Genomic DNA, 13,871 nt, shown 5'->3' with positions numbered 1-13,871 from the left:
ACTGCCAGGCATCAATTAAGCCAAGAGGCCATCCGCAAGGATGGCCTTTTTGCTGTGTGCAAAAGACAAAAACAGACGCAGCTACGCTGCGCCTTGAAGCATCCACATCACAATATCCTCCGAATAAAAGCCAACTGGCTATCTTTAATATATAAATATCAACAATGTTTAAAAATGATAAATAACTTCAAATATATATAATCCAATTTAGGAGGAGTGTTTGAATTTGTGCTAATAAGACTCAGTTATGAGGAAATGCCGGTATTAATCATTTTGGTTTCTATCTAGAACTTATTACTTAATTCATTTATATAGAAAATACCTTATAAAACAATCGAACGCATTCCCCCGATGGATGTTCTCCAGATAAAAGCCCTATCGATGAAAACAAATATTAGCCTGGCGTGCCGAATCGAGTAGACTAGGTGCAGGTTCATTTCCGTATAGGTATTTATCGTTATGTCTACTGAAAGCGCGTCATTAAAAAAACACAATACTTTTGCGCTCCCGGTCAACGCAGCGCATCTGGTCATTGCAGAAACAATCGAATTAATGATCAAGGTTTGGCAGAAAACACAGAAGCGTCAAGAGCCGCTACTGGTACTTGGAGAAGGGAGTAACGTCCTGTTTCTTGATGATTTTTCCGGTACGGTAATGATCAATCAATTAAAAGGTATCGACATCCGAGAAGAGAAAGATGCCTGGTTTCTTCACGTTAGCTCTGGTGAGAATTGGCATGGTTTGGTTTGTCGCACTCTGGAAATCGGCATTCCCGGGCTGGAAAACCTGGCGTTAATCCCCGGCCTGGTCGGCTCTGCACCTATTCAGAACATCGGTGCCTATGGTATCGAACTCAAGAGCGTATGTGACTACGTTGATCTATTGGATCTGACTACGGGTGCCATCGATCGCATTGCCGCATCTGACTGCGGCTTTGGCTACCGAGAAAGTATTTTTAAACATCATTTTCAGAAGGGGCATATCATTGTTGGTGTAGGCCTGCGCCTTAGCAAGCAATGGGAACCGATGCTGAATTATGGCGATCTGACAAAGCTGGATCCTGAAACGGTGACACCACGTCAGGTATTTGACTCTGTATGTGCAATGCGCCGCAGCAAATTGCCCGATCCTAAAGTGACGGGTAATGCAGGCAGCTTCTTCAAAAACCCACTGGTTGGTAGTGAAAAAGCCGCTGAGTTGACCACCGAATATCCTGGCATACCGCATTATCCGCAGCAGGATGGTCAGGTGAAGCTGGCTGCAGGCTGGTTGATCGATCAGTGTGGGCTAAAAGGACACCAAATTGGCGGTGCGGCGGTACATAATCAACAGGCGCTTGTGCTGGTTAATACGGATAATGCCACCAGTCAGGACGTGGTGGCGCTGGCACGGCATGTACGTAATACCGTAGCGAAAAAATTCGACGTATGGCTTGAGCCGGAAGTTCGCTTTATCGGTGCGGTTGGTGAGTTGAATGCCGTAGAGGTTCTTTCATGAAGGACACCAAAGTTCCCCTTAAGCTCATTTCTATACTGGCCGATGGCGATTTCCATTCTGGTGAGCATCTTGGCGAGTTGCTGGGCATGAGTCGTGCCGCTATTAATAAACATATCCAGACCATCCGCGAATGGGGTTTGGATGTGTTTACCGTGCCCGGAAAGGGCTATAGCCTACCGAGCCCGATCCAGTTACTGGATGTTGAATGTATTCTTGACCAACTGGTTGATAAACGTGTCACTGTGCTGCCGGTTGTGGACTCCACCAACCAATATTTGCTGGATCGTATTACCGAACTGCAATCTGGCGATGCCTGTGTTGCTGAGTACCAGCAGGCCGGTCGTGGCCGTCGCGGTCGTCAATGGATCTCACCATTTGGCGCCAATCTGTATCTCTCCATGTTTTGGCGTCTGGATCAGGGGCCTGCAGCCGCAATGGGGCTGAGTCTGGTGATTGGCATCGTGATGGCCGAGGTGCTCAAAGACCTTGGGGCACAAGATGTCAGGGTTAAATGGCCAAACGACTTATACCTTAACGATCGCAAGTTAGCTGGTATCTTGGTCGAATTAACAGGAAAAACCGGTGATGCGGCACAACTGGTCATTGGTGCCGGTATCAATTTGGCAATGCGTGAAACCAATGCCAATGCGATTAATCAAGGCTGGATAAACCTGCAGGAGGCGGGGATTAATATCGATCGTAATGAATTGGCCGCCACCTTACTCAATGAATTGCGCCAATCGCTGCGGCAATTTGAGATTGATGGTTTAGCGCCATTTATTGCGCGCTGGCGTGCTTTGGACAACTTTATCGATCGGCCGGTTAAACTATTAATTGGTGAACAACAAATTTTTGGTATAGCACGAGGCATTGATCAACAAGGGGCATTATTGCTCGATCAGGACGGTGTGATTAAACCGTTCATTGGCGGGGAAATCTCTCTGCGCAGCGCCGAGTAATTATCATTAAATATAAGGGGGCCGGTAAGCCCCTGCTTATTATTAAATTACTTTCTTAAACGTACGTTTTCAACCGCGTGATTAGCACTCTTCGTCATGATCAGACTGGCGCGTTCGCGGGTGGGTAAGATATTTTCTTGTAAATTCAATCCATTAATCTCATTCCATAGTTGAGATGCTATATTGATAGCTTCTGGTTCAGGTAACTTGGAATAGTTATGGAAATAAGAGTCAGGATTGGAAAATGCACCCTGACGGAACTTAAGAAATCTATTGATATACCAGGATTGCAGCAGTTCTTCAGGTGCGTCGACATATATTGAAAAATCAACAAAGTCAGAAACAAATACACGATGCGGATCGTGAGGGTAATCCATCCCGCTCTGTAATACGTTTAGCCCTTCAAGAATAAGAATATCCGGCTGCTCGATGACTTTATTCCCTTCGGGAACAACATCGTAAATCAGATGGGAATAGACCGGAGCGGTCACGCGCTTAGCGCCTGATTTCACTTCAGAAACAAATTTCACCAGGCTGTGCATATCATAAGACTGTGGGAAGCCTTTTTTCTTCATCAGCCCGCGTTCGTTCAACACCTTATTCGGATGCAGGAAACCGTCGGTGGTGATCAACTCAACGCTACGATGTTCCGGCCAACTGCTAAGCAATGCCTGTAGCAAACGTGCCGTGGTACTTTTACCTACGGCAACGCTGCCGGCAATGCCGATCACGTAGGGGATTTTTTGTCCATCGGTACCGAGAAATTGCTCAAGTACGGCCTGACGGCGCAGGTTCGAACTGATATAGAAGTTCAACAATCGGGATAGCGGCAGATAAATCTGTGCTACCTCTTCCAAAGAGAGATCTTCGTTAATCCCTTTCAGTTTAACAATCTCTTCTTCTGACAGTGTCAGCGGCACCGAATCCCGTAACGCAGCCCACTGGGTACGATCGAACTGAAGATAGGGCGTCGCTAAAGATTGATCTCTTTTTATCATAAGCCAAATTCTGCCTGTTAACGCAGGTTGGGAAAGGCGCCGGACGCCAACTCCAGATAATAATCAAGCTGCATATTATAGACAGCTTCGTTTTTGACGTAGACTTTTTTCGCAAAAGTTGGCGATTAGTATGAGTTTATCTCAATTGTGCGAAGCGGCGCGCAGTAGGCGGAAGTCGCTTTAGGCGTATTTTTACTTCAATTCACAGCTTGCCGAATGGGGTGAAACTGCTGTTTAGGTAAAATATGTGGGCGACACTGGCAAAAGAACAATTACAGTGTAGGGAGTGCTGACTGTGATTGATGAATTTTTGCACGCCTTACAGTGTGAATTGCCAGGTAGTGGGCAAAATTGGGCGATTTGTGAGCGAAAGTGCAGTTAACGCAATTTTTTTGTTGCATAGCCCGTCCGGTCTACCTAGAATGCGCTGCACTTGATGCCGGCTTAGCTCAGTTGGTAGAGCAACTGACTTGTAATCAGTAGGTCACCAGTTCGATTCCGGTAGCCGGCACCAATCAAGTCACAATAGTTAAAATCTGGTGGGGTTCCCGAGCGGCCAAAGGGAGCAGACTGTAAATCTGCCGTCACAGACTTCGAAGGTTCGAATCCTTCCCCCACCACCATATCTTGCCTTCGGCAGTTAACTGGCCAGCGATAAACTCGCAACGGTTAAATTGCGGAAGGGGAAGGCGAAAGTCTTCAGCAAGGTTCGAGTTGTGCAGCGCATCGCGCAGCCGGCCCGAAGGGTGAGAGTTAAGCGACGAACAATCCTTCTCCCACCTAAAAATTCTACAGAAAAGTCAGGTAGCCGAGTTCCAGGATGCGGGCATCGTATAATGGCTATTACCTCAGCCTTCCAAGCTGATGATGTGGGTTCGATTCCCACTGCCCGCTCCAAGATGTGCTGATATAGCTCAGTTGGTAGAGCGCACCCTTGGTAAGGGTGAGGTCGGCAGTTCGAATCTGCCTATCAGCACCACTTCTTATAATCTCGCCCCCTGATTTTCTTTCTGTTCTGGATTCAACAGGCAAATGCTTGGTTGATGTGGTGATACCACCGATTTATCCGTGTCTTAGAGGGACAATCGATGTCTAAAGAAAAGTTTGAACGTACAAAACCGCACGTTAACGTCGGTACTATCGGCCACGTTGACCACGGTAAAACTACCCTGACTGCAGCAATCACTACCGTTCTGGCTAAAACCTACGGCGGTTCTGCACGTGCTTTCGACCAGATCGATAACGCGCCAGAAGAAAAAGCTCGTGGTATCACCATCAACACTTCTCACGTTGAATATGACACCCCGACTCGTCACTACGCGCACGTTGACTGCCCAGGGCACGCCGACTACGTTAAAAACATGATCACCGGTGCTGCTCAGATGGACGGCGCTATCCTGGTTGTTGCTGCGACTGACGGCCCTATGCCTCAGACCCGTGAGCACATCCTGCTGGGTCGTCAGGTTGGCGTTCCTTACATCATCGTATTCATGAACAAATGCGACATGGTTGATGATGAAGAGCTGCTGGAACTGGTAGAAATGGAAGTTCGTGAACTTCTGTCTGCTTATGACTTCCCTGGTGATGACCTGCCGGTTGTTCGTGGTTCAGCGCTGAAAGCACTGGAAGGCGAAGCTGAGTGGGAAGCTAAAATCATCGAGCTGGCTGGCTACCTGGATTCTTACATCCCAGAACCAGAGCGTGCTATCGACAAGCCGTTCCTGCTGCCAATCGAAGACGTATTCTCCATCTCCGGTCGTGGTACTGTTGTTACCGGTCGTGTTGAGCGCGGTATCGTTAAAGTTGGCGAAGAAGTTGAAATCGTTGGTATCAAAGACACCGTTAAGTCTACCTGTACCGGCGTTGAAATGTTCCGCAAACTGCTGGACGAAGGCCGTGCTGGTGAGAACGTTGGTGTTCTGCTGCGTGGTATCAAGCGTGAAGACATCGAACGTGGTCAGGTACTGGCTAAACCAGGTTCTATCAAGCCGCACACTCAGTTCGATTCAGAAGTGTACATCCTGAGCAAAGATGAAGGTGGTCGTCATACTCCATTCTTCAAAGGCTACCGTCCACAGTTCTACTTCCGTACCACTGACGTGACCGGTACCATCGAACTGCCAGAAGGCGTTGAGATGGTAATGCCTGGTGACAACGTGAACATGAAAGTCACCTTGATCCACCCAATCGCGATGGACGACGGTCTGCGTTTCGCAATCCGTGAAGGCGGCCGTACTGTTGGCGCTGGTGTTGTTGCCAAAGTTATCGCTTAATCGCTGATAACGTTTGACGCGACACGCGGTAAAAGGGCATCATTTGATGCCCTTTTTCTACGCTGTGAACTAGAACCTATCTCATCAGCGATTTTGCAGTCATAATCATTGGTGAGATGGGCTCTTAAAGCGTATTGACTGAAATACGTCATAGCGTAAAACACCGAAATGCTGCCGAGCAGCATCTGATCGGTTTGGTTTGCCTTGCAGTGCGAGGCAAAGTTGTCTGTTCTGAATTCATTGTGACAGGTTGGTTTATGAGTGCGAATACCGAGGCTCAAGGGAGCGGGCGCGGCCTGGAAACGGCTAAATGGCTTATCGTCGCTGTTCTGTTGGTTGTAGCGATTGTCGGTAACTATTTCTACCGTGATTTCAGCCTGCCATTACGCGCGCTGGCCGTTGTAGTGGTTATCGCTGTTGCAGGCGCTGTGGCGCTGATGACGACCAAAGGCAAAGCCACCGTTGCGTTTGCACGCGAAGCGCGTACTGAAGTACGTAAAGTGATCTGGCCAACTCGTCAGGAAACGCTACATACCACGTTGATCGTTGCCGCGGTAACTGCCGTGATGTCACTGATTCTGTGGGGGCTGGATGGTATTCTGGTCCGTCTGGTATCGTTTATTACTGGCCTGAGGTTCTAAAATGTCTGAAGCTCCAAAAAAACGTTGGTACGTCGTTCAGGCGTTTTCCGGTTTTGAAGGTCGCGTAGCGCAATCGCTGCGTGAATACATCAAACTGCATGATATGGAAGAACTGTTCGGCGAAGTCATGGTTCCTACGGAAGAAGTTGTTGAAATCCGTGGCGGCCAACGTCGTAAAAGTGAACGTAAATTCTTCCCTGGCTATGTACTGGTTCAGATGGTGATGAACGATGCCAGCTGGCACTTGGTACGCAGCGTTCCACGCGTAATGGGTTTCATCGGCGGGACTTCTGACCGTCCGGCGCCGATTAGCGACAAAGAAGTCGATGCGATTATGAACCGCCTGCAGCAGGTTGGTGATAAGCCGCGTCCGAAAACGCTGTTCGAACCGGGTGAATTGGTCCGCGTTAGCGATGGTCCGTTCGCTGACTTCAACGGTGTTGTTGAAGAAGTGGATTACGAGAAGAGTCGCCTGAAAGTTTCCGTTTCCATCTTTGGCCGTGCAACGCCGGTGGAACTGGACTTCGCTCAGGTTGAGAAGGGCTGATCAATTAATCAGCAATAAGTGGCTTTTGCCGCTTGTCAGAGGCGCGAAATTGAACTATAATTTCGCGCCTTTTGTTTTTATAGGCCTTGCTCTTTAGAGTGAGGTGATACACGGGGAGCCTTTTGCGAGGCGTTATTACCCAAACCGAGGAATTGTAAATGGCCAAGAAAGTACAAGCCTACGTTAAGCTGCAAGTTGCAGCCGGTATGGCGAACCCAAGTCCGCCAGTTGGTCCAGCTCTGGGTCAGCAAGGTGTTAACATCATGGAATTCTGTAAGGCGTTCAATGCTAAGACTGACAGCGTTGAGAAAGGTCTGCCGATTCCGGTTGTTATTACTGTTTATTCTGACCGTTCTTTCACTTTCGTTACCAAAACCCCGCCAGCAGCAGTTCTGCTGAAAAAAGCGGCTGGTATCAAGTCTGGTTCAGGCAAGCCGAACAAAGACAAAGTAGGTAAAGTGACAAGTGCTCAGGTACGTGAAATCGCAGAAACCAAAGCTGCGGACATGACTGGTTCCAACGTTGAAGCGATGACTCGCTCCATCGAAGGTACTGCTCGTTCCATGGGCCTGGTAGTGGAGGATTAAGAAATGGCTAAGCTGACCAAGCGCATGCGCGTGATCCGTGACAAAGTTGATGCTACTAAACAGTATGACATCACCGAAGCTGTTGCTCTGCTGAAAGAGCTGGCCACCGCTAAATTCGTAGAAAGCGTTGACGTTGCTGTTAACCTCGGCATCGACGCTCGTAAATCTGACCAAAACGTTCGTGGCGCTACCGTTCTGCCAAACGGCACCGGTCGTTCCGTTCGCGTTGCCGTATTTGCCCAGGGCCCTAACGCTGAAGCAGCTAAAGCTGCTGGCGCAGAGCTGGTAGGTATGGAAGATCTGGCAGACCAGATCAAGAAAGGCGAAATGAACTTCGACGTTGTTATTGCTTCTCCTGATGCAATGCGCGTTGTTGGTCAACTGGGCCAGATCCTGGGTCCACGTGGCCTGATGCCAAACCCGAAAGTGGGTACCGTTACTCCGAACGTTGCTGAAGCTGTGAAAAACGCTAAAGCAGGTCAGGTTCGTTATCGTAACGACAAAAACGGCATCATCCATACCACTATCGGTAAGGTTGATTTCGAGTCAGACAAGCTGAAAGAAAACCTGGAAGCTCTGCTGGTTGCGCTGAAAAAAGCAAAACCATCTCAGGCTAAAGGCGTGTACATCAAGAAAGTTAGCCTCTCCACCACCATGGGTGCTGGCGTTGCTATCGATCAAAGCGGCCTGACTGCTGTAGCGAACTAATCGCCCTGCGATTATCGCTTTGACTTGGGGCGAAGATTTGTCTAGAATCTTATGCCCCAAGGTTTTGCTATTGGCCATAGCCACAGCGAAACAAAGATTTTTCGGTTGGAGCCTGGCCTATCCAGGCCTCCGTCCAAGACCGCAGGTGTATCGAAAGGTACTTAATCCTTCCTGCGTAGACGGTGACAGAGCCTAAAGAAATTTTTTCTTTTTATAAAAGAATAGTCTTTGCTGGATTCTGCTCACCGTGTTTGAACGCTCTCACTGCGTGATTTATCACAAGGTGTTGAGTGATGTGAGTGCCGGGGATTTCCCCCGGCTAAATCCAGGAGCAAAGAGCTAATGGCATTAAATCTTCAAGACAAACAAGCGATTGTTGCTGAAGTCAACGAAGTAGCCAAAGGCGCGCTGTCTGCGGTTGTTGCGGATTCCCGTGGCGTTACCGTTGATAAAATGACTGAACTGCGTAAAGCAGGTCGTGAAGCTGGCGTTTACATGCGTGTTGTTCGTAACACCCTGATGCGTCGCGTAGTTGAAGGCACTCCATTCGAATGCCTGAAAGACACGTTCGTCGGTCCTACCTTGATTGCATTTTCTCATGAACACCCGGGCGCTGCTGCTCGTCTGTTCAAAGATTTCGCGAAAGCGAATGCAAAGTTCGAGATTAAAGCTGCGGCCTTTGAAGGTGAGATGATCCCTGCGGCACAAATTGACCGCTTGGCAACTCTGCCTACTTACGATGAAGCAATCGCACGCCTGATGGCAACCATGAAAGAAGCCGCTGCCGGCAAATTGGTTCGCACTCTGGCTGCACTGCGCGATCAGAAAGAAGCGGCATAAGCCCTTTTTCTTATCCGTTGCTTACGTATTTAAACTATTTCTGAATTTTAGGAACATTTGTTATGTCTATCACTAAAGACCAAATTATCGAAGGCGTTGCAGCTCTGTCTGTAATGGAAATCGTTGAACTGATCGCCGCTATGGAAGAGAAGTTCGGTGTTTCTGCTGCTGCTGTAGCTGCAGGTCCTGCTGCTGCTGCTGAAGCTGTTGAAGAAAAAACTGAATTCGACGTTGTACTGAAAGGTATCGGCGCGAACAAAGTTGCAGTAATCAAAGCAGTACGTGGCGCAACTGGCCTGGGTCTGAAAGAAGCTAAAGACCTGGTTGAGTCTGCACCAGCAGCACTGAAAGAAGGCATCAGCAAAGACGACGCTGAAGCACTGAAAAAAGCTCTGGAAGAAGCTGGCGCTGAAGTTGAAGTTAAATAAGCCACTGCTTTCTGAGTGCAGTCTGTTTTAACTAACAGACTGATGGCTGGTGACTTTTTGGTCACCAGCCTTTTTGCGCTGTAGGGCGTCAGTAGAGTTTCACACTGTTTGGCTACTGGCTAACCCCAATATTTCTTTCTATCGACGACTTAATATATTGCCTTCCCTGCCGCAGCAAAATCTGCCGCACAACGCAACGAAATGATTTAAGCGTGATAGAAACGAGTATTGCGGAGAGTGTTCCCGCTTTCCGGTCGACAAAATGGTGTTGCGTGAACCGTCCTATATCCGGACGGACAATAGGTTCGACTTTCCAGCGAGCTGAGGAACCCTATGGTTTACTCCTATACCGAGAAAAAACGTATTCGTAAGGATTTTGGTAAGCGTCCACAAGTTTTGGACATACCATATCTCCTTTCTATCCAGCTTGATTCGTTCCAGAAGTTTATCGAGCAAGATCCAGAAGGGCAGCACGGCCTAGAAGCCGCCTTCCGTTCTGTTTTCCCTATCCAGAGCTACAGTGGCAATTCGGAGCTGCAATACGTTAGCTACCGTCTTGGTGAGCCGGTCTTCGACGTCAAAGAGTGCCAGATCCGTGGTGTGACGTTCTCTGCACCGCTGCGCGTAAAACTGCGCCTGGTAATCTATGAGCGCGAAGCTCCGGAAGGCACGGTCAAAGACATCAAGGAACAAGAAGTCTATATGGGCGAAATTCCGCTCATGACCGAAAACGGCACCTTTGTGATCAACGGTACTGAGAGGGTTATCGTATCTCAGCTTCACCGTAGTCCTGGCGTATTCTTTGACAGCGATAAGGGTAAAACCCACTCTTCGGGTAAAGTGCTGTATAACGCACGTATCATCCCTTATCGCGGTTCATGGCTGGATTTCGAGTTTGACCCGAAAGACAACCTGTTTGTGCGTATTGACCGTCGCCGTAAATTGCCTGCGACCATCATTCTGCGTGCATTGAACTACACCACTGAGCAGATCCTTGACCTGTTCTTTGCGAAAGTAGTTTACGAGATCCGTGATAACAAGCTGCAGATGGAGCTGGTTCCAGAACGTCTGCGTGGTGAGACTGCTTCGTTTGATATCGAAGCCAACGGCAAGATCTACATTGAGAAAGGCCGTCGTATCACCGCTCGTCATATCCGTCAGCTCGAAAAAGACGAAATTCAGAGTATTGAAGTACCGGTTGAGTACATCGCGGGCAAAGTGGTCGCGAAGGACTATATCGATACCAATACCGGTGAGCTGATCTGCGCAGCCAACATGGAGCTGTCGCTGGATCTGCTGGCCAAACTGAGCCAGTCAGGCCACAAGCGTATCGAAACGCTGTTCACCAACGATCTGGACCACGGTGCATACATCTCTGAGACTGTACGTGTCGATCCAACCAGCGATCGTTTGAGCGCACTGGTAGAAATCTACCGCATGATGCGTCCTGGTGAGCCGCCAACGCGCGAAGCTGCTGAAAACCTGTTTGAGAACTTGTTCTTCTCTGAAGACCGCTACGATCTGTCTGCGGTTGGTCGTATGAAGTTCAACCGTTCTCTGCTGCGTGACGAGATCGAAGGTTCGGGCATCCTGAGCAAAGACGACATCATTGAAGTGATGAAGAAGCTCATCGGTATCCGTAACGGTAAAGGCGAAGTGGACGATATCGACCACTTGGGCAACCGTCGTATCCGTTCCGTCGGCGAAATGGCTGAGAACCAGTTCCGTGTAGGTCTGGTGCGTGTTGAGCGTGCGGTTAAAGAACGTCTGTCCCTGGGCGATCTGGACACCCTGATGCCACAGGACATGATCAACGCCAAGCCGATTTCGGCGGCGGTGAAAGAGTTCTTCGGCTCCAGCCAGCTGTCTCAGTTTATGGACCAGAACAACCCGTTGTCCGAGATTACGCACAAACGTCGTATCTCTGCATTGGGCCCAGGCGGTCTGACCCGTGAACGTGCCGGCTTTGAAGTTCGAGACGTACACCCGACTCACTACGGTCGCGTGTGCCCAATCGAAACGCCGGAAGGTCCAAACATCGGTCTGATCAACTCCTTGTCCGTGTACGCACAGACCAACGAGTATGGCTTCCTGGAAACTCCGTACCGCCGCGTGCGTGACGGCCTGGTTACCGATGAAATCAACTATCTGTCTGCTATTGAAGAAGGCAACTTCGTTATCGCTCAGGCGAACTCCAACCTGGATGATGACGGCCGCTTCGTAGAAGACCTGGTCACCTGTCGTAGCAAAGGCGAATCAAGCCTGTTCAGCCGCGACCAGGTTGACTATATGGACGTATCAACCCAGCAGGTTGTATCCGTTGGTGCTTCACTGATTCCATTCCTGGAACACGATGACGCCAACCGTGCATTGATGGGTGCGAACATGCAACGTCAGGCGGTTCCAACCTTGCGTGCTGACAAGCCGCTGGTAGGTACCGGTATGGAACGTGCTGTAGCTGTTGACTCCGGTGTTACTGCCGTAGCTCGACGTGGCGGTGTGATCCAGTACGTGGATGCTTCCCGTATCGTTATTAAAGTTAACGAAGACGAGATGCTCGCGGGCGAAGCAGGTATCGATATTTATAACCTGACCAAGTACACCCGTTCTAACCAGAACACCTGTATCAACCAGATGCCGTGTGTGAATCTGGGTGAGCCAATCGAGCGCGGCGACGTGCTGGCAGATGGCCCATCCACTGACCTGGGTGAACTGGCGCTGGGCCAGAACATGCGCGTGGCATTCATGCCATGGAACGGCTACAACTTCGAAGACTCCATCTTGGTGTCCGAGCGTGTCGTTCAGGAAGATCGCTTCACTACCATCCACATCCAGGAACTGGCATGTGTGTCTCGCGACACCAAGTTGGGGCCTGAAGAGATCACTGCCGACATCCCTAACGTGGGTGAAGCTGCGCTCTCCAAACTGGATGAGTCCGGTATCGTGTATATCGGTGCTGAAGTGACCGGTGGCGACATTCTGGTTGGCAAGGTAACACCAAAAGGTGAAACCCAGCTGACGCCAGAAGAGAAGCTGCTGCGTGCGATCTTCGGTGAGAAGGCGTCTGACGTTAAAGACTCCTCTCTGCGCGTACCAAACGGCGTTTCCGGTACGATTATCGACGTGCAGGTCTTTACCCGCGATGGCGTGGAAAAAGACAAGCGTGCGTTGGAAATCGAAGAGATGCAGCTGAAGCAGGCGAAAAAAGACCTGACTGAAGAACTGCAGATCCTGGAAGCTGGTCTGTTCGCACGTATCCATGCGGTGCTGGTTGCCGGCGGTGTTGAAGCTGAAAAGCTGAGCAAACTGCCACGCGATCGCTGGCTGGAACTGGGCCTGACCGACGAAGAAAAGCAAAACCAGCTGGAACAGTTGGCAGAGCAGTACGACGAGCTGAAATCCGACTTCGAGAAGAAGCTGGACGCCAAGCGTCGTAAGATCACCCAGGGCGATGATCTGGCACCAGGCGTGCTGAAAATCGTTAAGGTTTATCTGGCTGTTAAGCGTCAGATCCAACCGGGTGACAAGATGGCAGGCCGCCACGGTAACAAGGGTGTTATCTCCAAGATCAACCCGATCGAAGATATGCCTTACGATGAAAACGGCACGCCGGTTGACATCGTACTGAACCCGTTGGGCGTACCATCACGTATGAACATCGGTCAGATCCTGGAAACCCACTTGGGTATGGCTGCGAAAGGCATTGGTGAGAAGATCAACCAAATGCTGAAGCAGCATCAGGAAGTGGCCAAGCTGCGTGAGTTCATTCAGAAGGCTTACGATCTGGGCGACGATGTCTGCCAGAAAGTTGACCTGAACACCTTCACCGACGACGAAGTACTGCGTCTGGCAGAGAACCTGAAAAAAGGTATGCCAATCGCAACGCCGGTGTTTGATGGTGCGAAAGAGAGTGAAATCAAGCAATTGCTGGAAATGGGCGGGATCCCAACCTCGGGTCAGATTACGCTGTTCGATGGCCGTACCGGTGAGCAATTTGAGCGCCAGGTTACCGTTGGCTATATGTACATGCTGAAACTGAACCACTTGGTTGACGATAAAATGCACGCCCGTTCAACCGGTTCTTACAGCTTGGTTACTCAGCAACCGCTGGGTGGTAAGGCGCAGTTCGGTGGTCAACGCTTCGGTGAGATGGAAGTGTGGGCACTGGAAGCATACGGCGCAGCTTATACCCTGCAGGAAATGCTCACCGTTAAGTCGGATGACGTTAACGGCCGTACCAAGATGTACAAAAACATCGTGGATGGCGATCACCGCATGGAACCAGGCATGCCGGAGTCCTTCAACGTACTGTTGAAAGAAATCCGCTCGCTCGGTATCAACATCGAACTGGAAGGCGAGTAATCGTTTTTCCGGCTCAGGCTCCCGGCCTTAG

Annotated in this window: 11 protein-coding genes, 4 tRNA genes and 1 other RNA gene; 15 read left to right on the top strand and 1 reads right to left on the bottom strand. The window is 49.8% G+C overall.

Features of this window, described 5'->3' with window-relative positions; translation table 11 throughout:
- Positions 1–459: 459 nt before the first annotated feature.
- Positions 460–1,497: a UDP-N-acetylmuramate dehydrogenase gene (gene murB, locus M2406_RS26225; protein ID WP_126501223.1), complete on the top strand. Its 1,038-nt coding sequence runs from the start codon at positions 460–462 to the stop codon at positions 1,495–1,497.
- On the top strand, positions 1,494–2,456 hold the full coding sequence (gene birA, locus M2406_RS26220; protein WP_012004737.1) for a bifunctional biotin--[acetyl-CoA-carboxylase] ligase/biotin operon repressor BirA: 963 nt from the start codon (positions 1,494–1,496) through the stop codon (positions 2,454–2,456). The genes murB and birA overlap by 4 nt, the downstream gene beginning before the upstream one ends.
- Before the next feature lie 47 nt (positions 2,457–2,503).
- Here the strand turns inward: birA and coaA are convergent, their stop codons facing one another.
- Positions 2,504–3,454, bottom strand: a complete 951-nt coding sequence (gene coaA / locus M2406_RS26215; RefSeq protein ID WP_012004738.1) for a type I pantothenate kinase — start codon at positions 3,452–3,454, stop codon at positions 2,504–2,506.
- 438 nt (positions 3,455–3,892) lie between these two features.
- On the opposite strand from coaA, the gene M2406_RS26210 reads away from it, so the two are divergent.
- The 13 genes from M2406_RS26210 (at position 3,893) to rpoB (ending at position 13,840) form a co-directional block, all read left to right on the top strand.
- Positions 3,893–3,968: transfer RNA gene (locus tag M2406_RS26210), tRNA-Thr, on the top strand.
- A 24-nt stretch (positions 3,969–3,992) separates the two neighbouring features.
- Positions 3,993–4,077, top strand: a tRNA-Tyr gene (locus M2406_RS26205).
- 46 nt (positions 4,078–4,123) lie between these two features.
- Positions 4,124–4,239: non-coding RNA, RtT sRNA (locus M2406_RS26200), on the top strand.
- Positions 4,240–4,276: 37 nt separating this feature from the next.
- Positions 4,277–4,351, top strand: a tRNA-Gly gene (locus M2406_RS26195).
- 6 nt (positions 4,352–4,357) lie between these two features.
- Positions 4,358–4,433: transfer RNA gene (locus tag M2406_RS26190), tRNA-Thr, on the top strand.
- 109 nt (positions 4,434–4,542) lie between these two features.
- Complete coding sequence (tuf, locus tag M2406_RS26185; protein ID WP_017891327.1) at positions 4,543–5,727, top strand: elongation factor Tu; 1,185 nt, start codon at positions 4,543–4,545, stop codon at positions 5,725–5,727.
- 257 nt (positions 5,728–5,984) lie between these two features.
- Positions 5,985–6,368, top strand: coding sequence for a preprotein translocase subunit SecE (gene secE / locus M2406_RS26180; protein ID WP_012004740.1), 384 nt, complete (start codon positions 5,985–5,987; stop codon positions 6,366–6,368).
- Position 6,369: 1 nt separating this feature from the next.
- Positions 6,370–6,915 (top strand): transcription termination/antitermination protein NusG, encoded by a 546-nt coding sequence (gene nusG / locus M2406_RS26175; protein WP_012004741.1) that lies wholly within the window; start codon positions 6,370–6,372, stop codon positions 6,913–6,915.
- Positions 6,916–7,073: 158 nt separating this feature from the next.
- On the top strand, positions 7,074–7,502 hold the full coding sequence (rplK, locus tag M2406_RS26170; protein WP_006323135.1) for a 50S ribosomal protein L11: 429 nt from the start codon (positions 7,074–7,076) through the stop codon (positions 7,500–7,502).
- Positions 7,503–7,505: 3 nt separating this feature from the next.
- A complete protein-coding gene (rplA, locus tag M2406_RS26165) occupies positions 7,506–8,210 on the top strand; it encodes a 50S ribosomal protein L1 (RefSeq protein ID WP_012004742.1) in 705 nt (234 codons plus the stop codon).
- A 342-nt stretch (positions 8,211–8,552) separates the two neighbouring features.
- The gene (gene rplJ / locus M2406_RS26160; RefSeq protein ID WP_004953935.1) at positions 8,553–9,050 is read left to right on the top strand and encodes a 50S ribosomal protein L10; all 498 of its coding nucleotides are present in this window, start codon (positions 8,553–8,555) and stop codon (positions 9,048–9,050) included.
- 62 nt (positions 9,051–9,112) lie between these two features.
- Complete coding sequence (gene rplL, locus M2406_RS26155) at positions 9,113–9,478, top strand: 50S ribosomal protein L7/L12 (RefSeq protein ID WP_012004743.1); 366 nt, start codon at positions 9,113–9,115, stop codon at positions 9,476–9,478.
- 333 nt (positions 9,479–9,811) lie between these two features.
- On the top strand, positions 9,812–13,840 hold the full coding sequence (gene rpoB / locus M2406_RS26150; protein ID WP_012004744.1) for a DNA-directed RNA polymerase subunit beta: 4,029 nt from the start codon (positions 9,812–9,814) through the stop codon (positions 13,838–13,840).
- Positions 13,841–13,871 lie beyond the last annotated feature (31 nt).

The organism is Serratia sp. BIGb0163 (genome assembly GCF_024809935.1).
Lineage (GTDB): Bacteria > Pseudomonadota > Gammaproteobacteria > Enterobacterales > Enterobacteriaceae > Serratia > Serratia quinivorans.
Note: the sequence above shows the minus strand (reverse complement) of the source record. Positions and strands in the feature narration are given on the sequence as shown.